This is a genomic window from Streptomyces bathyalis (assembly GCF_015910445.1).
Classification (GTDB): domain Bacteria; phylum Actinomycetota; class Actinomycetes; order Streptomycetales; family Streptomycetaceae; genus Streptomyces; species Streptomyces bathyalis.
This window is the reverse complement of the sequence record NZ_CP048882.1, coordinates 6,585,001-6,607,739: the sequence shown is the minus strand read 5'-3', so window position 1 is coordinate 6,607,739 and position 22,739 is coordinate 6,585,001. Positions and strand designations below refer to the sequence as shown.

Annotated in this window: 16 protein-coding genes and 1 pseudogene; 8 read left to right on the top strand and 9 right to left on the bottom strand. The window is 70.3% G+C overall.

The window, feature by feature from the left end; all coding sequences use genetic code 11:
- Window positions 1–95: 95 nt before the first annotated feature.
- Window positions 96–983 (top strand): RecB family exonuclease, encoded by an 888-nt coding sequence (locus G4Z16_RS28730; RefSeq protein ID WP_197353500.1) that lies wholly within the window; start codon window positions 96–98, stop codon window positions 981–983.
- Between the two features lie 44 nt (window positions 984–1,027).
- Complete coding sequence (locus tag G4Z16_RS28725) at window positions 1,028–1,696, top strand: response regulator (protein ID WP_028436520.1); 669 nt, start codon at window positions 1,028–1,030, stop codon at window positions 1,694–1,696.
- Between the two features lie 93 nt (window positions 1,697–1,789).
- Here G4Z16_RS28725 and G4Z16_RS28720 read toward each other — a convergent pair whose 3' ends face one another.
- From G4Z16_RS28720 to metH, 3 genes are all read right to left on the bottom strand, one after another.
- A complete protein-coding gene (locus tag G4Z16_RS28720) occupies window positions 1,790–3,379 on the bottom strand; it encodes an ABC transporter substrate-binding protein (protein ID WP_246531118.1) in 1,590 nt (529 codons plus the stop codon).
- Window positions 3,380–3,812: 433 nt separating this feature from the next.
- Window positions 3,813–4,526, bottom strand: coding sequence for an HAD family hydrolase (locus G4Z16_RS28715; protein ID WP_197353499.1), 714 nt, complete (start codon window positions 4,524–4,526; stop codon window positions 3,813–3,815).
- Window positions 4,527–4,632: 106 nt separating this feature from the next.
- On the bottom strand, window positions 4,633–8,157 hold the full coding sequence (gene metH, locus G4Z16_RS28710) for a methionine synthase (RefSeq protein ID WP_197353498.1): 3,525 nt from the start codon (window positions 8,155–8,157) through the stop codon (window positions 4,633–4,635).
- A gap of 324 nt (window positions 8,158–8,481) precedes the next feature.
- Here metH and G4Z16_RS28705 point away from each other — a divergent pair, with 324 nt between their 5' ends.
- The 4 genes from G4Z16_RS28705 (at window position 8,482) to G4Z16_RS28690 (ending at window position 13,610) form a co-directional block, all read left to right on the top strand.
- Window positions 8,482–9,324, top strand: a complete 843-nt coding sequence (locus G4Z16_RS28705) for an IclR family transcriptional regulator (protein WP_197353497.1) — start codon at window positions 8,482–8,484, stop codon at window positions 9,322–9,324.
- A gap of 245 nt (window positions 9,325–9,569) precedes the next feature.
- Window positions 9,570–10,322: an MIP/aquaporin family protein gene (locus tag G4Z16_RS28700; protein WP_197353496.1), complete on the top strand. Its 753-nt coding sequence runs from the start codon at window positions 9,570–9,572 to the stop codon at window positions 10,320–10,322.
- A gap of 115 nt (window positions 10,323–10,437) precedes the next feature.
- A complete protein-coding gene (glpK, locus tag G4Z16_RS28695) occupies window positions 10,438–11,988 on the top strand; it encodes a glycerol kinase GlpK (RefSeq protein WP_197353495.1) in 1,551 nt (516 codons plus the stop codon).
- 5 nt (window positions 11,989–11,993) lie between these two features.
- Window positions 11,994–13,610 (top strand): glycerol-3-phosphate dehydrogenase/oxidase, encoded by a 1,617-nt coding sequence (locus G4Z16_RS28690; protein WP_197353494.1) that lies wholly within the window; start codon window positions 11,994–11,996, stop codon window positions 13,608–13,610.
- A 336-nt stretch (window positions 13,611–13,946) separates the two neighbouring features.
- On the opposite strand, the gene G4Z16_RS28685 is transcribed toward G4Z16_RS28690, so the two are convergent.
- Together G4Z16_RS28685 and G4Z16_RS28680 are read right to left on the bottom strand one after the other, a co-directional pair.
- A complete protein-coding gene (locus G4Z16_RS28685; protein ID WP_197353493.1) occupies window positions 13,947–14,108 on the bottom strand; it encodes a hypothetical protein in 162 nt (53 codons plus the stop codon).
- A gap of 75 nt (window positions 14,109–14,183) precedes the next feature.
- Window positions 14,184–15,842, bottom strand: a complete 1,659-nt coding sequence (locus tag G4Z16_RS28680; protein WP_197353492.1) for a glycoside hydrolase family 13 protein — start codon at window positions 15,840–15,842, stop codon at window positions 14,184–14,186.
- 334 nt (window positions 15,843–16,176) lie between these two features.
- Here G4Z16_RS28680 and G4Z16_RS28675 point away from each other — a divergent pair.
- Window positions 16,177–17,149 (top strand): annotated as a pseudogene (locus tag G4Z16_RS28675) (PAC2 family protein); the annotation flags it as partial.
- 689 nt (window positions 17,150–17,838) lie between these two features.
- Here the strand turns inward: G4Z16_RS28675 and mshC are convergent.
- From mshC to G4Z16_RS28655, 4 genes are all read right to left on the bottom strand, one after another.
- Window positions 17,839–19,068, bottom strand: a complete 1,230-nt coding sequence (gene mshC / locus G4Z16_RS28670) for a cysteine--1-D-myo-inosityl 2-amino-2-deoxy-alpha-D-glucopyranoside ligase (protein ID WP_197353491.1) — start codon at window positions 19,066–19,068, stop codon at window positions 17,839–17,841.
- Between the two features lie 119 nt (window positions 19,069–19,187).
- Window positions 19,188–20,183, bottom strand: a complete 996-nt coding sequence (locus G4Z16_RS28665; RefSeq protein ID WP_197353490.1) for an SCO1664 family protein — start codon at window positions 20,181–20,183, stop codon at window positions 19,188–19,190.
- The gene (locus G4Z16_RS28660; RefSeq protein WP_028436509.1) at window positions 20,180–20,770 is read right to left on the bottom strand and encodes a DUF3090 domain-containing protein; all 591 of its coding nucleotides are present in this window, start codon (window positions 20,768–20,770) and stop codon (window positions 20,180–20,182) included. The genes G4Z16_RS28665 and G4Z16_RS28660 overlap by 4 nt, the downstream gene beginning before the upstream one ends.
- A 68-nt stretch (window positions 20,771–20,838) precedes the next feature.
- Complete coding sequence (locus G4Z16_RS28655; protein ID WP_197353489.1) at window positions 20,839–21,582, bottom strand: histidine phosphatase family protein; 744 nt, start codon at window positions 21,580–21,582, stop codon at window positions 20,839–20,841.
- Window positions 21,583–21,658: 76 nt separating this feature from the next.
- Here G4Z16_RS28655 and corA point away from each other — a divergent pair, with 76 nt between their 5' ends.
- Complete coding sequence (gene corA, locus G4Z16_RS28650) at window positions 21,659–22,645, top strand: magnesium/cobalt transporter CorA (RefSeq protein WP_343070923.1); 987 nt, start codon at window positions 21,659–21,661, stop codon at window positions 22,643–22,645.
- Window positions 22,646–22,739: the final 94 nt, after the last annotated feature.

The window sequence follows — 22,739 nt, the reverse complement described above, 5'->3', positions numbered from 1 at the left end:
CTGTGCTGCCGTTTCCCCTTCGGGTGTGCAGGGCGGGTGCGCCGTCCTCGATGGTATGCGTCCGTTGTCAGTGCGGGGCCCTAGGGTCGTACGTCATGACCACCCGCGTCGCCTCGCCGCCGAACTCCCTATCGCCGTCCCGCGCCAGCGACTTCATGCAGTGCCCGCTGCTCTACCGCTTCCGGGTGATCGACAAACTGCCGGAGAAACCTTCGGCGGCCGCCACACGGGGAACTGTCGTGCACGCCGTCCTCGAGCGGCTCTTCGACTCCCCCGCGGAGCAACGCAGTCTGCCGCGTGCGCGATCTCTCGTCACCCGTGAGTGGGCGCGTCTGCTCGCCAAGAGGCCGGAGCTGAAGGAGCTGTTCGCGGAGGACGGGCAGGAGGAGGTCGACGCCGGCCGGCTCGCGTCCTGGCTCGCGGAGGCGGAGTCGCTCGTCGAGCGATGGTTCTCTCTGGAGGACCCGACCCGGCTGGAGCCCGCGGAGCGGGAGTTGCTGGTCGAGGCCAAGCTGGAATCGGGGCTGCGGCTGCGCGGCATCATCGACCGCGTCGACGTCGCCCCGACCGGCGAGGTGCGGATCGTCGACTACAAGACGGGCAAGGCACCGCCTCCGCAGTTCTCCGACGGACCGCTCTTCCAGATGAAGTTCTACGCGCTGGTGGTGTGGCAGCTGCGCGGGGTCGTGCCCCGCCGTCTCCAACTGGTCTTCCTGGGCAGCGGAGATGTGCTGACGTACGACCCGGACGAGGAGGATCTGCGCCGCGTCGAGCGCAAGCTGCTGGCGCTGTGGGAGGCCATCAAACGGGCGACGGAGACGGGCGACTGGCGGCCGAGCCCCGGCAGGCTCTGCGACTGGTGCGACCACCAGGCACACTGCCCGGAGTTCGGCGGCTCTCCCCCGCCGTATCCGCTGACGGTGCAGCCACGGCTGCCCGAGCCACGCGAGGACGGGGCACAGGAATCACCGGCCCGCGCTTAGGCAACAATGGTGCCCGTCCCGTGCCGCCCGCCCGAGGAGATCCCGTGGCCATCCGCGTCCTGTTGGTCGATGACCAGCCACTGCTGCGCACCGGCTTCCGCATGATCCTGGAGGCGGAGCAGGACCTCGCCGTCGTCGGCGAGGCGGGTGACGGACTTCAGGCGCTGGACCAGGTGCGGGCGTTGCAGCCCGACGTGGTGCTGATGGACATCCGCATGCCGCGGATGGACGGGGTGGAGGCCACGCGCCGCATCACCGGGCCGACGAAGGACGGGCCCGCGAAGGTGCTCGTGCTGACCACGTTCGACCTCGACGAGTACGTGGTGGAGGCGCTGCGCGCGGGCGCCAGCGGCTTCCTGCTCAAGGACGCGCCGGCGGCCGAGCTCGTGCAGGCGATCCGCGTGGTCGCCGCCGGCGAGGCCATGCTGGCTCCTAGCATCACGCGCCGTCTGCTCGACAAGTACGCGGGGAAGCTCCCCTCGGGCGAGGAGCCCGTGCCGGACACCCTTCACCAGCTGACGGAGCGTGAGGTGGAGGTTCTGAAGCTGGTGGCGCGCGGCCTGTCGAACTCGGAGATCGCCGCCGACCTCTTCGTCAGCGAGACGACGGTGAAGACGCACGTCGGGCACGTGCTGACCAAGCTGGGGCTGCGCGACCGCGTGCAGGCCGCGGTCTACGCGTACGAGAGCGGGCTGGTACGGCCCGGCACGTGATACCCCGGCACGTGATGCCCCGGCAGGGCACCCCACGAGCGGGGCGCACCCGCGTTCCGCCCGGCCCTCGGCTGCGAGCGGTCCCCTCGGCCGTCAGCTCTCGGTGCTGCGGCCCAGCTCCCACAGCTGCAGCACCGACGAGGAGTTCAGCGCCCACTCCGCGCCCGTGATGTCGTCACGCGCCGCGATGAACTGCTTGCCCTGCCACAGCGGCAGCACCGGCACCTCGTCGGCCACGATGTCCTGCGCGCGGGCGAAGCCGGCCTCGGTGCGGACCCGGTCGGTCTTCTGCCGGGTCTGCGGGATCACCTGATTCCGTATCTCGGAGCTGATGTACGGGGTGTTGAGGAAGTTGTTCTTCTCGAAGAAGGGGGCGATGTAGTTGTCGGCGTCAGGGAAGTCGGGGAACCAGCCGTAGCCGTAGACCTGGTACTTCCCCTTGAGGGCGTCGGTCCGGTAGGTGTCCCACGGCAGGCCCTTCATCTCGACGGCGAACAGGCCGGTGTCCTCCAGCTGCTTCTTCAGCTGCTTGAACTCCTTGGACGTGACGCTGCCGTAGTGGTCGGTCGTGAAGGCGAGTTCGACCTCCACCGGGGGGATCAGGCCCGCGGTGCGCAGGGTGCGGCGCGCGGATTCGATGCCCGACTCGCCGTACTTGTTGAAGAAGGAGTTGCGGTGCCCGGGCACGCCCGAGGGCACCAAGGAGTACAGCGGGTCGGCGGTGCGTTCGTAGACGTCGCGTACGAGTGACTCGCGGTCGATGACCTTCGCCATGGCTTTCCGCACGGCGAGGCGGCCCGCTGTCGCGTCGTCGGTGTTGAAGACGAGGTAGCGGATCTCCTGGCCCGGCTGCTGCACGAGGTCGATGTTGTCCTCGGGTGCGGACTCCAGCCTCTCGATCTGCTTCGGGGAGATCGTGCGGTTCATCAGGTCGATGTCGCCGGCGCGCAGCGCCTTCTCCATGGCGGCGGAGTCGCGGAAGGAGCGCAGTTCGACCTTCTCGCTGTGGATCCTGAGTCCGCCCTTGTAGTCGGCGTTACGGGTGAAGACGGTCTTGCCGGCGTCGGCGTCGACTTCGAGCGTGTACGGGCCGGAGCCCACCGTCTTGAAGCCCTTCAGGAAGCCGTCCTTGGGATAGCTCTCCTGGTCGACGATCGAGGCGGCCGGAGTGGCGATCTTGTACGGGAAGGTGGCGTCCGGCTTGCGCAGCTGGAAGACGATCTCGCGGTCGCTGGTGGCCTCGACCTTGGATATCCCGCTGAGCAGCGACGCGGGTCCATTGGCGAAGCGGATACCCAGGATCCGGGATATGGAGTACTCGACGTCCCGCGCGTCGAGCTTGTGGCCGTTGGAGAAGGTCAGGCCCTTGCGCAGGGTGCAGCGGTACTGCTCGTTCCGCGCGTCGGTGAAGCCGCAGCTCTCCGCCGCGTCCCGGACGGGGCGAGTGCCTGAGCGGGGCATGCGCAGCAGGGTCTGGAAGGCGTTGCGCATGACGTTCCAGGAACTGACGTCGTACGCGGCCGCCGGGTCGAACGGCGCGGGCGAGGCCTTCGAGACCGCGAAGGTGTCCGTGGTGCCGACGACGACGGCCGGGGCGTCGTCCCCGGTCACCTGTCCGCACGCGGTGAGCATGGACGCCAGCAGCCCGGCGACAGCGGTCATCGCCTGGGGTTTGCACTTCATCGGGCACGGTCCTCTCGTCCGCCCGGAACGGTCACGCTACGGAGGGCCTGACGGACCGTTAACGGACGCAGCCGGCCGTTCCTGAACGTGCCCTCCTCACAACGGACTCGGAGCCCTATGAGGATCACCTCCGGTGTTTGCCGTACGGACCGCGCGGCGCCGAGGACCCGGGCACGGATTGCCAGGGGAGGCGGAGACAGCGGCAGCCACGGCACACCGGCGGAACCCGCCGCGTACGCAGAGGCCGATGGGCCGGCACCGACGCGAAGTGCGTCGTGAATGTCACAGCGCCGGTCACGCCGCGTCAAGAGGGCGGAGCCACGTATTCACCAACTGGCCCCGCCGTCACATCCGTTACTGCGGCGGCAGGAGCCCCGCTGAGCGCCGCGGAGGAGTCCGGCGTCCCTCGGGGCCGGTAGGCGTCGGCGAGGCGTCAGGAGACGCTCTGGTGGGCCATGAGGACCATGGAACGCAGGAAGGCGAGATTCACTTCTTCGAGCGATTCCACGACGGTGCGCCCCTCGGCGGCCTCGATCGGGGCGACGGAGGGCACCGCCACCACCCGGCACCCGGCCGCCTCCGCCGAGGCGACTCCGGTCACGGTGTCCTCGATGACGGCGCAGCGCGCCGGGTCCGCGCCCAGGCGGGCCGCGGCGGTCAGATAGGGGTCGGGGTGCGGCTTGGTGCGGGTCAGCTCGTCCCCCGCGACGGTCAGGTCGAAGTACTCCCGGCCGAGGGAGACGAGCATCTCGTCCACCACCTCGCGGTGCGACGCGGAGACCAGCGCGGTGGGCACACCGTGCAGAGACAGCTCGGCGAGCAGCCGCCGGGCACCCGGCACCAGCTGCACGCCGCGCCGCAGCCGCTCGATGAACTTCTGGTTCAGCAGGACGGTCAGCTCCTCGACCGTGATGTCTGCCTCCGTCGCCTCGATCAGGAAGCCCGCGCTGCGGGTCATCGGGCCGCCCACGACGACCTCGCGCCATTCGTCCTTCAGTACGTGACCGAGCTCCGCGAATGCCTCGCTCTCGGCGTCCCACCAGAAGCCTTCCGTGTCGACCAGGGTGCCGTCCATGTCGAGGAGCACCGCCTGCAGCGACGAGCCTTCGGCCGTCAGAGTGCCGAGCGCGGGGATGGAGCTGGTCATCCGCGTACACCTCCGTGAGGGACAACAAGGCCGGCCACCCGCCCCACAGGAGCGAACGACCGGCCTGTACCGGATCGACCATTCTACGACGGTCCGGTGGGACCCGTTATCGGGCGTTGAAGTACTTGGCCTCCGGATGGTGGATCACGATGGCGTCCGTGGACTGCTCGGGGTGCAGCTGGAACTCCTCCGAAAGCTCCACTCCGATGCGCTCGGGCTGCAGCAGATCCGCGATCTTCGCCCGGTCCTCCAGGTTGGGGCAGGCGCCGTAGCCGAGGCTGAAGCGGGCTCCGCGGTACTTCAGGGCGAACATGTCCGCCATCGCGGTGGGGTCCTCCGCGGAGATGTCCAGTTCGGCACGGACCCGGGCGTGCCAGTACTCGGCGAGGGCCTCCGCGAGCTGGACGGACAGGCCGTGCAGCTCCAGGTAGTCCCGGTAGGCGTCGTTCGCGAAGAGCTCGGCCGTGGCCTCACCGATCTTGGAACCGACGGTGACGACCTGCAGCCCGACGACGTCCTGCTCGCCGGACTCCTCCGGACGGAAGAAGTCCGCGAGGCACAGCCGCCGGCCCCGGCGCTGCCGCGGGAAGGTGAAGCGGGTGCGCTCGCTGCCGTCCTCGTTGAGCAGGATCAGGTCGTCGCCCTTGGACACGCACGGGTAGTAGCCGTAGACGACGGCCGCTTCCAGCATGTTGTCCGTGTGCAGCCGGTCCAGCAGGCCGCGCAGCCGGGGACGTCCGTCGGTCTCCACCAGTTCGTCGTAGCCGGGGCCCTCGCCCGTGCGGGACTCCTTCAGGCCCCACTGGCCCTTGAAGAGCGCGCCCTCGTCGATCCATGAGGCGTAGTCCTTCAGGCCGATGCCCTTGACCACGCGGCTGCCCCAGAAGGGCGGCGTCGGCACCGGGTTGTCGGTTGCGACGTCGGAGCGCACCGACCCGTCGTTGATCTCCTCCTCCGGCACCTCACCGGCGGCGGACGAGGGGCGCTTGGGCACGCGGCGCTGCTTCAGCGGCGGCAGCTCCGCCCCGGGGACGCCGCGCTTGACGCCGATGAGCGCGTCCATGAGGCGCAGGCCCTCGAAGGCGTCGCGGGCGTAGCGGACCTCGCCCTCGTAGATCTCGTGGAGGTCCTGCTCGACGTACGCGCGCGTGAGCGCCGCGCCGCCGAGGATGACCGGGAAGTCCGCGGCCATCTGGCGCTGGTTGAGCTCCTCCAGGTTCTCCTTCATGATCACCGTGGACTTCACCAGCAGGCCGGACATTCCGATGACGTCGGCCTTGTTCTCCTCGGCCGCGTCCAGGATGGCGCCGACGGGCTGCTTGATGCCCAGATTCACCACGTTGTAGCCGTTGTTGGACAGGATGATGTCGACGAGGTTCTTGCCGATGTCGTGCACGTCGCCGCGGACCGTGGCCAGGACGATGGTGCCCTTGCCCTCGTTGTCGGACTTCTCCATGTGCGGTTCCAGGTAGGCCACCGCGGTCTTCATCACCTCTGCCGACTGCAGCACGAACGGCAGCTGCATCTGCCCCGAGCCGAAGAGTTCACCGACGACCTTCATTCCCGCGAGCAGCGTCTCGTTGACGATGTCGAGCGCGGGACGCTCCTCCAGCGCGGCGTCCAAGTCGGCTTCCAGACCGTTGCGTTCGCCGTCGATGATGCGCCGCTGAAGGCGCTCCTCCAGCGGCAGCGCGGCCAGCTCCTCGGCCTTGCCGGCCTTCATCGCCTTGGTGTCGACGCCCTCGAACAGCTCCAGCAGCCGCTGCAGCGGGTCGTAGCCCTCGCTCCGCCTGTCGTAGATCAGGTCGAGGGCGGTGGTGACCTGCTCCTCTTCCAGGCGGGCGATCGGCAGGATCTTGCTGGCGTGCACGATCGCCGAGTCCAGGCCCGCCTTGACGCACTCGTCGAGGAAGACGGAGTTGAGGACGATGCGCGCGGCCGGGTTGAGCCCGAAGGAGATGTTGGACAGACCGAGAGTGGTCTGCACGTTCGGGCGGCGCTCCTTCAGCTGCCGGATCGCCTCGATCGTGTTGATGCCGTCCTTGCGGGACTCCTCCTGGCCGGTGCAGATCGTGAACGTCAGGCAGTCGATGAGGATGCTCGACTCGTCGATCCCGTAGTTGGTGGTCAGGTCGTCGATGATGCGCTCGGCGATGGCGACCTTGTTCTCGGCCGTGCGGGCCTGGCCCTCCTCGTCGATGGTCAGCGCCATCAGGGCGGCGCCGTGCTCACGGGCGAGGCTGGCGACGCGGGCGAAGCGGGACTCGGGGCCGTCCCCGTCCTCGTAGTTGACGGAGTTGATGACGGCGCGGCCGCCCAGCTTCTCCAACCCCGCCTGGATCACCGGGACTTCGGTGGAGTCGAGCACGAGCGGCAGGGTGGAGGACGTCGCGAAGCGCCCGGCGAGTTCCCGCATGTCGGCGACGCCGTCGCGGCCCACGTAGTCGACGCACAGGTCGAGCATGTGGGCGCCCTCGCGGATCTGGTCCCTGGCCATCTCCACGCAGTCGTCCCAGCGGCCGTCGAGCATCGCCTCGCGGAACTTCTTCGAACCGTTGGCGTTCGTGCGCTCGCCGATCGCCAGGTACGAGGTGTCCTGGCGGAAGGGGATCATCTGGTACAGCGACGCCGCGCCCGCCTCGGGCTGAGGCGTGCGCGCGGCCGGCTCCTTGCCTCGCACGCGCTCGACCAGCTGGCGCAGGTGCTCCGGCGTCGTACCGCAGCAGCCTCCGACGAGGGAGAGCCCGTAGTCGCGGACGAAGTTCTCGTGGGCGTCGCACAGCTCCTCGGGCGTGAGCGGGTAGTGGGCGCCGTCCTTGCCCAGTACGGGCAGACCCGCGTTGGGCATGCAGGAGATCGGCACCTGCGAGTGCTGTGCGAGGTAGCGCAGGTGCTCGCTCATCTCGGCGGGGCCGGTGGCGCAGTTGAGGCCGATCATGTCGATGCCCAGCGGCTCCAGGGCCGTGAGGGCGGCACCGATCTCGGAGCCCAGCAGCATCGTGCCGGTCGTCTCGACGGTCACGGAGCAGATCAGCGGCAGGTCGTGGGCGCCGGTGGCGTCCATGGCGCGGCGGGCGCCGATGACGGCAGCCTTGGTCTGCAGCAGGTCCTGCGTGGTCTCCACGAGGAGTGCGTCGGCACCGCCGGCGATCATGCCCTCGGCGTTCTGCTGGTAGGCGTCGCGCAGCGTGGTGTACGGGGCGTGACCCAGCGTCGGCAGCTTGGTGCCCGGCCCCATGGAGCCCAGCACCCAGCGGGGGCGTCCGTCGGCCTCGAACTCGTCCGCCACGTCGCGGGCGATGCGGGTGCCCTTCTCGGAGAGCTCGAAGACGCGGTCTGTGATGTCGTACTCGCCCAGTGCGGCGTGGTTGGCGCCGAAGGTGTTGGTCTCGACACAGTCCACGCCGGCCTGGAAGTACTCGGTGTGGACCGACCGCACGATGTCGGGACGGGTCACGTTGAGGATCTCGTTGCAGCCTTCGAGCTGCTGGAAGTCGTCGAGGGACGGGTCCTGCGCCTGAATCATTGTGCCCATCGCGCCGTCCGCGACGATCACGCGCTCCGTGAGCGCCTTGCGGAGAGCTGCTCCGCGCGGGAAGGCGGAATCGGGCGTACTGCTCGGCGAGGCCATGAAGGGTTCTCCCTAAAGTGCGACGGCTGTCGGCTATGCGCGGTCCCATCACTCCGCTGAGGACGGCGCACCTGATCAGGGTATCGGGCGAGCACAAGAGCGCAGCCGGGCATTCCACGCAGCGGACATGACGGAGGTGTGCGGAAGCGCGGCGTCGCACCCCGTCACCTGGCCCTGAGCTGCCTCGCAGGGGCGCGAGGACGAGCCGGTGCGCTCACCCGGGCGTGGGACCGGGCTACCGTCCGTCGACATCAAGCGATACCGTTCGGCATTGTCGAACCCGATTCAGAGCTGCCCGTTGCAAGCAGGTCAGGGAGGTGCCCGGTGGCCCGGTCCATCCAGTCCCTCGAGCGCGCTGCAGCCGTGCTGCGCCTCCTGGCGGGCGGTGAACGCAGGCTCGGCCTGTCCGACATCGCCTCGTCCATGGATCTTCCCAAGGGCACCGCACACGGTCTGCTGCGCACCCTGCAGCAGGAGGGCTTCGTCGAGCAGGACGAGGCCACGGGCAAGTACCAGCTGGGCGCGGAGCTCCTGCGGCTCGGCACCAGCTACCTGGACGTGCACGAGCTGCGTTCACGGGCCCTGGTCTGGGCGGACGACCTGGCACGGTCCAGCGGGGAGAGCGTCTACCTCGGCGTTCTCCATCTGCAGGGCGTGCTGATCGTGCATCACGTCTTCCGGCCGGACAACAGCCGTCAGGTGCTGGAGGTCGGCGCGATGCAGCCGCTGCACAGCACGGCACTGGGCAAGGTGCTCTCCGCCTTCGACCCCGTGGCGCACAGCGAGGCGGTCGACGGCGAGCGCCGGCGCTTCACGGAGCGCACGGTCACCTCCCACGAGGAGTTCGAGGACGTGCTGGAGATGACGCGGGCACGCGGCTGGGCCGCCGACGTCGAGGAGACGTGGGAAGGGCTGGCGTCGATCGCGGCGCCGATCCTCGACCGACGCCGCATGCCGGTGGGCGCGGTCGGAGTCACGGGCGCGGTGGAGCGGGTCTGCGAGGAGGCCACCGCCGGGGCGGTCGGCGTCGGCGCCACCGCTTCCCCCGTCGGCGCCAACGGAGCGGGCGGGACCGCCGGCGAGCCCGAGCTGCGGCCGATGCTCGTCGCCGCCGTACGGGACTGCGCTCGCGCCGTCTCGAGGGATCTGGGCGCCCGCCGCTTCTGAGAACGGTCGTTCCCGTGCAACGACGCACGGCCCGCCCGGTGTTACGCGCAGCCCCTGTGCGGCACCGTCGATGCCCCCTGCCCGGAGATGATCTCCCCTGCGTATAAGGACTTCGGGAGTCCTGAGTCACACCCCTTGACGGGACGACGACCAGGGACAAAACTGCCGAGTCGGCGGTCGGCATTGTCGAACGATGGACGGAACCGACCCGCCCTCCCCATCTGGACAAGACAAAGGAGTCGCGGGTGTCCAGCTCCGACATCTTCTTCAGCGAAGTCACAGGTACCGCTCTGCTGATCCTGCTAGGCGGCGGCGTCTGCGCCGCCGTGACCTTCAAGCGCTCCAAGGCGTTCAACGCCGGCTGGGTCGCCATCGCCTTCGGCTGGGGCTTCGGCGTCCTGACCGGCGGCTACGTGGCCCAGATATCCGGCGCCCACCTCAACCCGGCGGTCACGCTGGCCCTCGCGATCGAGGGAACGACCCCGTGGGGCGACGTACCGATCTACTGGGTCAGCGAAATGCTCGGCGCGATGATCGGCGCGGTGCTGGTGTGGCTCGTGTACTACGGCCAGTTCCACGCGGACCTCAAGGACCCGGAGATGGCCGAGCGCAGGGGCGAGAACCCCGGCCCGGTGCACGGCGTCTTCTTCACGTCCCCCGAGATCCGCAACACCTGGCAGAACGTCGTCACCGAGACGATCGCCACGTTCGCCCTCGTCATCGCGATCCTCAACCTCGGGCTGACCAAGGGAGTCGGGGTCAGCGGCACCGGCGTCCTGATCGTGGCGCTGGTCGTCGTGGGCATCGGCCTCTCGCTCGGTGGCCCGACGGGATACGCCATCAACCCGGCCCGTGACCTCGGTCCCCGTATCGTGCACGCCCTGCTGCCGCTGCCCAACAAGGGCGGCTCCGGCTGGGCCTACTCATGGATCCCGGTCGTGGCCCCGCTGCTCGGCGCAGCGCTGGCCGCCGGCCTGCACCAGGTCGCATTCGCCTGAGCCCGTTGCTGCCGGGCCGCGAGGCCCGGCAGCCTGCGGGTACGGCCCGGGACGCGCCCGGGCCGCCCCCGGCGGCCGAGAGCCCTATCCCACCCAGAACCCCTTGGAGCAGGACATGAGCGAGACCGAGAACCAGTCCGCGGGCGCTTCCACGCACGGCGAGGGCCCCTTCATCGCCGCCATCGACCAGGGCACGACCTCCAGCCGCTGCATCGTCTTCGACAAGGACGGCCGCATCGTCGCCGTCGACCAGAAGGAACACGAGCAGATCTTCCCCAAGCCGGGCTGGGTCGAGCACGACGCCGCCGAGATCTGGACCAACGTCCAGCAGGTGGTGGCGGGCGCCCTCGAGCAGGCCGGCATCACGAAGGCCGATGTGAAGGCCCTCGGCATCACCAACCAGCGTGAGACGACGCTGCTGTGGGACAAGGCCACCGGCGAGCCCGTGCACAACGCGCTCGTCTGGCAGGACACCCGCACCGACACGCTCTGCCGCGAACTGGGCCGCAACGTCGGCCAGGACCGCTTCCGCCGCGAGACCGGCCTGCCGCTCGCCTCGTACTTCTCGGGCCCGAAGATCCGCTGGCTGCTCGACAACGTCGACGGACTGCGTGAGCGCGCCGAGCGCGGCGAACTCCTCTTCGGCACCATGGATTCCTGGGTCATCTGGAACCTCACCGGCGGTCCCGACGGCGGACGCCATGTCACCGACGTGACCAACGCCTCCCGCACCATGCTCATGAACCTGCACTCGATGAGCTGGGACGAGAAGATCTGCCAGTCCATGGGCGTGCCCATGTCGTTGCTGCCCGAAATCCGTTCCTCCGCCGAGGTGTACGGGGAGGCGAAGGGCGAGCTCGCCGGTGTGCCGGTGGCCTCGGCGCTGGGTGACCAGCAGGCGGCGCTGTTCGGCCAGACCTGCTTCTCCGAGGGCGAGGCGAAGTCCACCTACGGCACGGGAACGTTCCTCCTGCTCAACACCGGCCACGAGGCCGTCAACTCGTACAACGGCCTGCTGACGACCGTCGGTTACCGCATCGGCGACGAGCAGCCCGTCTACGCGCTGGAAGGCGCCATCGCCGTCACCGGCTCGCTGGTGCAGTGGATGCGTGACCAGATGGGCCTCATCAGCACCGCGGCCGAGATCGAGACCCTCGCCAGCTCCGTCGAGGACAACGGCGGCGCCTACTTCGTACCGGCCTTCTCCGGCCTGTTCGCACCGTACTGGCGCGACGACGCACGCGGCGTCATAGCCGGCCTCACCCGGTACGTGACCAAGGCGCACCTCGCCCGCGCGGTCCTGGAGGCGACCGCCTGGCAGACCCGCGAGATCGTCGACGCGATGCAGAAGGACTCCGGCGTCGAGCTGACGGCCCTCAAGGTCGACGGCGGCATGACCTCCAACAACCTGCTGATGCAGACGATGTCGGACTTCCTCGACGCACCGGTCGTACGGCCGATGGTCGCGGAGACCACCTGCCTCGGCGCGGCTTACGCGGCAGGGCTCGCCGTCGGGTTCTGGTCCGACGTCGACGAGCTGCGCGCCAACTGGAAGCGGGCGGCGGAGTGGACGCCCGACATGGACGCGGCCGATCGCGACCGCGAGTACAAGAACTGGCTCAAGGCCGTCCAGCGGACCATGGGCTGGATCGAAGAGGAGAACTGAACGAGATGAACACCCTGCAGAGCGTTCCGACCCTCGGGACGCATCCGGCTGCCGGCGGCAACCCGAGCCGTGCCGAGACCAGGGAGCTGCTCGCGGGAGCGACGTACGACCTGCTCGTGATCGGCGGCGGCATCCTGGGAACCTCGGTGGCCTGGCACGCCGCGCAGTCGGGACTGCGGGTGGCGATGGTGGACGCCGGCGACTTCGCCGGCGCCACCTCCTCCGCCTCCTCCAAGCTGGTGCACGGCGGGCTGCGCTATCTGCAGACCGGCGCGGTGAAGCTGGTGGCGGAGAACCACCACGAGCGGCGGGTACTGGCCAAGGACGTGGCCCCGCACCTGGTCAATCCGCTCAAGTTCTATCTGCCCGTTTACAAGGGCGGCCCGCACGGCGCGGCGAAGCTGGGTGCCGGCGTCTTCGCCTACAGCGCGCTCTCCGCGTTCGGCGACGGCGTCGGACGCCTGGTCTCGCCGTCACGTGCGGCGGCCGACAACCCCGGCCTGCGCACGGACAACCTGAGGGCCGTCGCGGTCTACGGCGACCACCAGATGAACGACTCACGCATGGCCGTCATGACCGTGCGTGCCGCCGTCGACTCGGGTGCCGTGGTGCTCAACCACGCGGAGGTGACGGGTCTGCGCCGCACCTGCGGCCGTGTGACCGGCGCCGAGCTGCGCGATCGCAGCGACGGCAGCGAGTTCGGCGTCGACGCCCGCCTCGTCCTCAACGCGACCGGGCCGTGGGTGGACCACCTGCGCAAGCTGGAGGACAAGGGCGCCGCGCCCAGCGTCCGGCTCTCCAAGGGCGCGCACCTGGTGCTGCGCCGCAAGTCGCCCTGGCGGGCGGCGATGGCGACGCCGATCGACAAGTACCGCATCACCTTCGCGCTCCCGTGGGAGGACCAGCTGCTGCTGGGCACCACCGACGAGGCGTACGAGGGCGACCCGGGCGACGTCCGCGCAACCGAGGCCGACATCCAGCAGATCCTCGACGAGGCGGCCTTCTCCGTTCGCGACGAGCACCTCTCACGCGACCTGATCAGCTACGCGTTCGCGGGACTGCGCGTGCTGCCGGGTGGCCCCGGCGGCGTGACGGCTGCGAAGCGGGAGACGGTCGTCAGCGAGGGCATCGGAGGGATGCTCTCGGTCGCGGGCGGCAAGTGGACGACGTACCGTCACATCGGCCGTGCCGTCATGGACAAACTGGCGAAGCTGCCCGGAGGTTCGATCGGGCAGGACATGGAGCCGGTGGGGGAACTCGTGCGCCGCACTCCCCTTCCCGGCATCTCCAACCCGAACGCCGTCGCCCACAGGCTGCTCGTCGACCGCGAGCGCGAACCGGGCCCGCGCATGGACCCGTTGACGGCACGCCATCTGGCGACCCACTACGGCTCGCTCTCCTTCGACATCGCACGGCGGGTCAACGAGGACCCGTCGCTCGGCGAGCGCATCCATCCGGACGGGCCGGAGATCTGGGCCCAGGTCGTGCACGCGCGGGACCGCGAATGGGCGGAGACCGTCGACGATGTGCTGCGGCGGCGCACCACCCTCACCATCCGCGGTCTGGACACCGAAGAGGTGCGTGAGCGCGTCGCGAAGGTGCTCGCGGAGCGCAGCAGCTGAAACGCCGGGGAGCGGGGGGCGGGGAACGCGTCCTCGTGCGGCCGTGACGGGACCGCACGGGGAACGCAGGCGGGCGGGCCGAGCCCGAGGGCGGGCCCGCCCGCCGTCTCCCCGCCGGCGGCTTTGGGCCGGGCCCCCCGACGCTCCTCCTCGGCCGCCTCGACGGGCTCCGGGCCGAGTTCCGCGCTGCGCCTCGCCAGTTGCTCCCGCTGCTCCGCCGTGAACGCGCCCAAGCACGGTCGTGCCCGTGGCACGCGCCAACTCGCCGACGCTGCAGCGGCGTTCGTCTCCCCTCGCCCGATCACATACGGCCCGCCAGCACCCGACGGGGCAAGATCAGCCCTTGCCACCGCCCGGTGCGAACCACACCGCGGCGTCGGGCCCGAGTACGCCCGTGCGCGCACCACCAGGGCCGACCGTGGAACCGTCGCTCACGAGCAACGGCACGGCGCCGTCCGGCAGCGCCCAAGTACGGTCATGCCCCGTGGCACGCGCCAACTCGCCGACGCTGCAGCGGCGTTCGTCTCCCCTCGCCCGATCACATACGGCCCGCCAGCACCCGACGGGGCAAGATCAGCCCTTGCCACCGCCCGGTGCGAACCACACCGCGGCGTCGGGCCCGAGTACGCCCGTGCGCGCACCACCAGGGCCGACCGTGGAACCGTCGCTCACGAGCAACGGCACGGCGCCGCCCGGCAGCGGAACGGGCCCACCGGAGAGATTGACCCGGCACTCCAGGAATCCGCCCCTGCGGAAGGCGAGTTCGCCCTCCGCGGCGTCCAGCCACTCCAGGCGGTCACCGCCCGGCCTGCCGCGGAAGCGGCGCCGCAGTTCCAGCGCGCTGCGGTACAGCTCCAGGAAGGAGCCCTTCACGCCGCGCTGTGCCTCCGCACTGTGGGCCCCCCACCCTTCCGGTTGCGGGAGCCAGCTTCCGCCGGGGCCGAAACCGTACGAGGGCCCCTCGTACCGCCACGGCAGCGGCACGCGGCAGCCGTCCCGGCCCTTCTGCGTGCGGCCGGTGCGTTCCCACATCGGGTCGCGCAGCGCATCGGCGGGCAGGTCGGCGACCTCGGGCAGGCCCAACTCCTCGCCCTGGTAGAGGTATGCGGTCCCGGGCAGCGCCAGGGTGAGCAGCGCGGCCGCGCGGGCGCGGCGCCGGCCGAGTTCGTGATCGGGAGCGGGCTCGCGACCGTCACGGACCAGCCACTCGGCAAGGTCCGTGCCCTCGGGGAGGCCGTAGCGGGTGGCGTGCCGCACCACGTCGTGGTTGGAGAGCACCCAGGTCGGCAGGGTGCCGACGGACCGTGCGCTCCGGAGGGACTCGTCGATGACGCCGCGGAAGGACTCCGCGTCCCAGGGGCAGCGCAGATGGAAGAAGTTGAAGGCCTGGTGGAGTTCGTCGGGCCGGGTGTAGAGCGGCAGCCGGGCGGCGCTCACGCCCGCCTCGGCGACGGCGATGCGGGGCGGCTCGTAGGAGTCGAGGATCTTCCGCCAGGAGCGGTAGACCTCGTGGACCTCGTCGCGGTCCCAGAAGGGGTGATCGTCGCCCTGCGGCGGTGAGTTGAGCGGCGCCGCGTCGTTCCCGAAGGTGTTGCGCAGGGGCGGTTCGAGGTCCTTTCGCAGACCGTGCGCCACGTCGACGCGGAAGCCGTCGACGCCGAGGTCCAGCCAGAAGCGCAACGTGCGCTCGAACTCGGCGGCGACCTCGGGGTTCTCCCAGTTCAGGTCCGGCTGCTCGGCGGCGAATATGTGCATGTACCACTGCCCGTCGGGGGTCCTGGTCCAGGCGGCGCCGCCGAACTTCGACTGCCAGTCCGCCGGCGGCTCGTCACCGTCACGGAAGTGGAATCGGTCGCGGGCGGGTGAACCGGCCGGGGACGCCAGCGCCTCGACGAACCACGGGTGCTGGTCGGAGCAGTGGTTCGGGACGATGTCGATGATGATCTTCAGGCCGTTCCCGTGGGCGCGTGAGAGCAGGTCGCGGAAGTCGTCGAGGGTTCCGTGGCGCGGGTCGACGCCGCGGTAGTCGGAGACGTCGTAGCCTCCGTCCGCCCATGGCGAGGGATAGAAGGGCGTCAGCCAGATCGCGTCGACGCCGAGCGCCGCGAGGTGACCGAGACGGTCGGCGACACCGCGCAGGTCGCCCATGCCGTCACCGTCGGAGTCGGCGAAGCTGGGCACGTAGACCTGGTAGACGACGGCCTCACGCCACCAGTCTTCGGTTGTTTCCATGGGCTGCCTGGGCGTGCGGGCTGTCACGGTGTCCTCTCACGAAGTGGCGCAGTCGGCGGCCCGCTCGTCCGTAAAGACACGGGCGACGCCGACAGGCACTGTACGTACACCGGCGCCGTCCGCCGGAACAGGTTGCCGCGTCCGAGCCTCGTGAGGAATACGGTGCAGGTCAAGGAGACGGACGGCACCGAGGCCGGCGTTGCTGACCCGCGCGTACGGGTGCGGCCATGGCTGCGGCGTGCGCGGGCTCACGCCGTAGGCTGGTTGCCGCACGGAACGGAACGGCAGCCGGGTGCGCGTCATCGCACACCACCCGGCCGGAAGGAGGCGCTGGGTGATCGAGCTCGAGGGAGTTCCCGAGCTGGTCGACCCGGTCATGGTGGCCGCGTTCGAAGGCTGGAACGACGCCGGCGACGCCGCCTCCACCGCGGTCGGGCACATGGAGCGGGAGTGGAAGGGCGAGGTCTTCGCGGCGCTGGACGCGGAGGACTACTACGACTTCCAGGTCAACCGGCCGCAGGTGTGGCTGGACGGCGGCTCACGCAAGATCACATGGCCCACGACCCGGCTTTCCGTCGTACGCCTCGACCACGCGGGCGGCAAGGGAAGACCACGCGACCTGGTACTGGTGCGCGGCATCGAGCCGAGCATGCGCTGGCGCTCCTTCTGCAACGAGATCCTGGGCTTCGCACACGAGTTGGGCGTCGAGATGGTGGTGGTGCTGGGAGCGCTGCTCGGCGACACCCCGCACACCAGGCCGGTCCCGGTGACGGGTGTGACGTCCGATCCGGACCTGGCCCGCACCATGAATCTCGAGGAGTCGCGGTACGAGGGACCGACGGGCATCGTCGGCATTCTCCAGGAGGCGTGCACCCACGCGGGCGTTCCGGCGGTGAGCCTGTGGGCGTCGGTGCCGCACTACGTCTCCCAGCCGCCGAACCCGAAGGCCACCCTGGCCCTGATCAACCGGCTGGAGGATCTGCTCGAACTGAACGTGCCCCTGGGCGAACTCCAGGAGGACGCGCGTGCCTGGCAGCTGGGCGTGGACCAGCTGGCCGCCGAGGACAGCGAGGTCGCCGAGTACGTGCAGTCCCTGGAGGAGGCCCGGGACACGGCCGAGCTTCCGGAGGCTTCGGGAGAGGCCATCGCGAAGGAGTTCGAGCGGTATCTGCGGCGGCGGGACGGCGGCCCGGGAGCCGGGCTGGGCGGCAACGCCCGCGAATCCGGGACGAGTTCCTCCCCCGCGTTCGGAGGCGACACCCCGAAGCGCGGTCCGGGCGGAGGACGCTCCCGTCCCTCGAAGCCGTCTGCCAAGGACGGTGCGACGGACGGCCGGAAGGACGACGCCGAGACCGAGGACGACGACGGCCCGGGCGGCGAGCAGGGCACGCGCGGTAAGCGGGACGAGCCGGAGCCGGAGCCGGAGAAGCAGGGCGAAGAAGGCCGCACCGCGGAGACAGGCAAGGACGCAGGCACGGGCAAGGACGCACGCACCGGCAAGGACGCAGAGGACGGCGCCGCCGCCGAGCCCGACAAGCCGGTCAAGCCCGCCAGGCGCACCCGCAGCACAGGCACCCGCACCGGCAGCACCGGCGGAACCCGCAGGAGCGGCGGCAGCAGCAGCGGCACGAAGGGCACCCGGAGCACCGGCCGGGGCAGCGGCACCCGCAAGCCCGCCGAGGACGACGGCAAGGGCGAGGATCAGGGCGGGAGCGCGAAGAACGGGAAGGCGAAGCCGTCCTCCGGCAAGGACCAGGACGAGAGCGGCGACGGAAGCAAGGGCGGCAAGGACGCCAAGAACGGCAGGGACGGCAGGGACGGCAAGAGCGGCGGGCAGAGCAACAGCAAGGACGCCGACGAGGAGTAAGAGCCGTGATGCACCGGAAGGGCCGTCCCGCACATCAGGCAGGGCGGCCCTTCCGTGTGATGGGCGAGGCAGATGCGCCGGCCTCGCACGACGAGCGCGCTCATCCGCCGCGCCCGGCGGTCACCGCGTCTACAGCGCGACCCCCAGGAGGGCGTCCACCGCACGCGAGACCATGCCGGGCGCACCCTCGTCCGTGCCGCCGCCGGCTTCCTGCGCCGCGGCCCAGCGGTCGACGGCGGCGAGCGCGGCCGGCGAGTCGAGATCGTCCGCGAGCGCGGCGCGGATCTCCTCCAGGACGGCGTCGGCGGGTGGACCGTCCGGACGCGAGACGGCGGCACGCCAGCGCGTGAGCCTCGCACGGGCCTCGTCGAGCGTGGCCGTCGTGTACTCCCAGTCCGACCGGTAGTGGTGGGCGAGCAGCGTCAGCCGGATCGCGGCCGGGTCCACGTCCTCACGGCGCAGCTGTGAGACGAAGACGAGATTCCCCTTGGACTTCGACATCTTCTCGCCGTCAAGGCCGACCATCCCGGCGTGCACGTAGGTCTGCGCGAAGGGGTATTCGCCGGTCAGCGCCTGCGCGTGCGAGGCGCCCATCTCGTGGTGGGGGAATGCGAGATCGGAGCCGCCGCCCTGTACGTCGAAGCCCATGCCCAGGTACTCGAGGGCGATCGCCACACACTCGATGTGCCAGCCGGGGCGGCCGGGACCGAGAGAGGCGCCGTCCCACTGCGGCTCACCGTCACGCGCGGCGCGCCACAGCATCGGGTCGAGCGGGCTCTTCTTGCCGGGGCGCTCCGGGTCCCCGCCGCGCTCGGCGGAGAGGATCCGCATGGTCTGCGCGTCGAGTCGGGAGACCTCGCCGAAGTGGGTGTCCGCGTCGACGGAGAAGTAGATGTCCCCCTCCAGTTCGTACGCGGCACCCTGCTCCCGCAGCCGCTCGACCAGCGGGACGACGCGCGGAATCGATTCGACAGCACCGATGAACTGACGCGGGGGCAGAATCCGCAGAGCCGTCATGTCCTCGCGGAAGAGCGCGGTCTCACGCTCCGCCAGAGCCGCCCACTCCTCGCCGGTGGCATCGGCCCGTTCCAGAAGGGGATCGTCGATGTCGGTGACGTTCTGGATGTAGTGAACCTGCCGCTTGGTGTCGAGCCACACACGCTGTACCAGGTCGAAGGCGTTGTAGGTGGCCGCGTGCCCAAGATGGGTGGCGTCGTACGGGGTGATCCCGCAGACGTATATGCGGGCGACGGGACCGGGGGCCAGAGTGGTGCGGCCGCCCGTCTCGGTGTCGTGGATCTCGAGGTCGCGACCCTGACCAGGCAGGGCGGGGACCTCGGAAGCGGGCCAGGCATGCATTCCTTGAGCCTAACCCGGACAGGAATCCGCCATTCGGACGGGACGGGCTCACGCCGTCCCCGGCCTGCGGCAACGGCCGGATACGCCCTGTTGACCGGCCACGGGCGCGCGCCTTCGCCTCACACGGGCGGCCACGGGATCGCCGGCCAGTCACCGCTGGGCAGCGGGTGGCGGCCGGAGCTGATCAGTCCGTCGACCCGCTTGCGCAGAGCTTCGAGTTCGGCCGCGGTGATCAGCTCCGCCAGGCGGACGGCGAGAGGCGCGCCCTCCGCGAGCGCCGTGGCGAGCCCGCGCAGCGTGGCCGTCGCCTCCGCCGTCAGTTCCTCACCCGCCCAGCCCCACAGCAGGGTGCGCAGCTTGTCGTCCACGTGGAAGGAGACCCCGTGGTCGATGGCGTACAGGGCGCCGCCGGGGAGGGTCAGCAGATGACCGCCCTTGCGGTCCCCGTTGTTGATGACCGCGTCGATGACGGCCAGCCGTCGCAGCCGGTCGTCGTCGGCGTGCACGAGGAGCGCGGGCCGGGCGCTTCCGGTGTCCACGTGCCCGACGGGCTTCCAGCCCTCCCCCGGCTCCTCGCCCTCCACGATGGCGAGCAGTTCCTCGCCGCCGTGGTCTCCGGCCTCCTCGTCGGCGCGGCTGCCGCTCGGCTCGCCCGTGCCGGCGGCTTCGGCGGCGCCGGCGCCGACTTCGGCGTCCTCACCGTTCTCCCGGTCGTCCTCGTCCCCGTCCCCGTCGGCCGGTTCGGTCCCCGGCAGCGGCCCGACCCACGCCTGGCACATGCCCTCGCCGTACGGTCCGTCCCGCAGCACGGTCGCCGGGATCAGGTCCCATCCGGTGGCGCGGGAGATCTCGTACGCGGCGACCTCGCGCTGTGCGAGCGTGCCGTCGGGGAAGTCCCACAGCGGGCGTTCACCCGCCACCGGCTTGTAGACGCACGGCATTCGCCGGCCCTCGTGTTCGACCTCACCGAAGAGGACTGCGTTGGACGCCTGCCGGATCTGCCCTAGTACGGACAGCGTGCCGAGCGCGAGAAGAGTGCGTGTCTCCTCGGCCGCGGGAGGGGCGGCCGGTACCTCCGGAGGCGGCTGATGAACGGAATCGGCTGCCTGGTTCATTCGCCGCGCCGGTATCCGTTCTGACGCGGGCACACATGGCCTTCCGGGTCGAGCGGGAGGCTGCACAGCGGGCACGGCGGGCGGCCTGCGTTGACGACCTCGAGCGCGCGCTTGGCGAACGACCGGGCCATGGTGCCCTCCAGCCGTACGCGCAGCATCGGCGGCCCGTTCTCGTCGTCCTGGAGCAGCCGTTCCTCGGCGTCGGCGAGATCCTCGTCGGAGTCGGCCTCCAGTTCGACGACGGCCTGTGCCTCGACGACCATCCGTTCGCCGTCGCCGTCCCACGCGAGCGCCATGGTGCCGACGCGGAACTCCTCCTCGACGGGCGTCTCCAGGGGCTCCGTGTCGTCGAGTTCGGCAGGCGCGACGGCCGGCACGGGTGCGTTGCCGCCGGAACGGCGCACCACCTCGTCCAGCAGTTCGTCGATCCGTTCGGCCAGTGCCTCAACCTGTGCCTTCTCCAGAGCGACACTCGTGGTGCGGCCCGAGGCCGACGCCTGGAGATAGAAGGTGCGCCGTCCTGGCAGCCCGACGGTACCGGCGATGAATCGGTCCGGCGGGTCGTAGAGGAACACCTGACGGGACACGTCCTGCTCCGTTGTCGTCGACGTCTGTTCGGTCTAAGGCACCCTACTGCCCGCGCCGATCTTCCTGCTCAGGCTCCGCCCCCGACGGTGGCGTCGCTGCTGTGGCCCGGCCCCGTGTCCTGCGTACCTGCGCGGCCGTCCGGTGAATCGTCCTCACGGTCCTCGTCCGCGGACGGCTCCGGCGGTACGAGAGAGCCGAGTTCGCCGGTCTCGCCCAGCCGCAGCAGGAACGGCCTCAGCGGCGTGTAGCGGATGACCGTGAGCGAACAGGGGCCGACGGCGATGCGCTGGAAGAGGTCGAGATGCATGCCGAGGGCGTCCGCGACGACCGACTTGATGATGTCTCCGTGCGAGCACATCGCGTACAGCGCGTCGGCCCCGTGCTCGGCCTCGATGCGTACGTTCCACTCGCGTACGGCCTCAACGGCCCGCGCCTGCATGCCCCGCATCGACTCACCGCCGGGAAAAGCCGCCGCCGAGGGATGCTGCTGCACGGTCGTCATCAGCGGCTCCTCGGAGAGCTCGGCCAGTTTGCGGCCGCTCCAGTCGCCGTAGTCGCACTCGGAGATGCGCTCCTCGGTGTGCACGGTGAGGCCGGGACGGGCCTCGGCAAGGGGCTCGACGGTCTCCTGGCACCTGAGCAGGGGGCTGCTGACGACGGCGGCCAGCGGGAGGGCCTCCAGCCGCCCGGGCAGGGCTCCGGCCTGGGCGCGGCCGTGCTCGTCCAGGGCCACTCCCGGCGTGCGGCCCGCGAGCAGTCCCGAGGTGTTGGCGGTGGAACGGCCGTGCCGTACGAGGATGAGCGTGGGCATGCCTGCCAGCGTAGGCGAGGGTTCCCCGGCCCCGGGCGGTGGTTGCAAGTGCGGCATCGGGGCACAATGACCAGTCGTGATCGTGGACTGCGCCATCTACCGGGACGGACGCCGCATGGAGCGGCCGTCCGACTACTCCGACGCCCTCGACGAGGCCAGGGCGACGGGGGACGCCGCCTTTCTGTGGATCGGCCTGCACGAGCCGACCGAGGCCGAATTCAATCTGGTGACCAGCGAGTTCGGGCTGCACCCGCTCGCCGTCGAGGACGCACTCCACGCGCATCAGCGCCCCAAGCTCGAGGTCTACGCGGACTCGCTGTTCCTCGTTCTGAAGCCCGTCTCCTACGACCAGGACACCGCCACCCTCTCCGCCGGTGAGCTGATGCTGTTCGTCGGCGACTCCTTCGTCGTCACGGTGCGCCACGGGGAGGCCAATCCGCTCGGTGCGGTGCGCGAGCGGCTGGAGCTCGAACCGGAGGTCCTGAAGCACGGCCCAACTGCCGTGATGTACGCGATCAGCGACGCCATCGTGGACCAGTACATGGAGGTGGCCGCCGATCTCCACGTCAGCCTCGACGGGCTGGAGGAGGACGTCTTCTCACCCGAGGCCCAGGCCGCACGGGACACCGCCGGCCGCATCTACAACTTCAAGCGGCAGGTCCTTGGCTTCCGCAGGGCGACGGGGCCGCTCTCCGAACCGCTGGAGCGGCTGATGCGTCCGGGGCTCCCCTTCGTCCACGAGGAGGCGAGCCCCTTCTTCCGCGACGTGAGCGACCACCTGACCCGCGTCAACGAGCAGGTGGACGGGCTCGACCGGCTGCTGTCGGACATCCTCAACGCGAACCTGGCGCAGATGAGCGTCCGGCAGAACGACAACATGCGGAAGATCTCGGCGTGGGCCGCCATGTTCGCGGTCCCGACGGCCATCGCCGGGATCTACGGGATGAACTTCGAGCACATGCCGGAGCTGCACTGGGTGTGGGCCTATCCGGCCGTGCTGGCCGTCATCGTGACGGCATGTCTGCTGCTCTTCCGCGTCTTCAAGCGCCGCGGCTGGCTGTGACGGCGCGTCCGCGACACCGGCGGACGGCCGCGCCGTGGACGACTCGCGGGCAGGACGGCGCATGGGTGCGTAACCCTTGCGCAGGTGGCGCGTT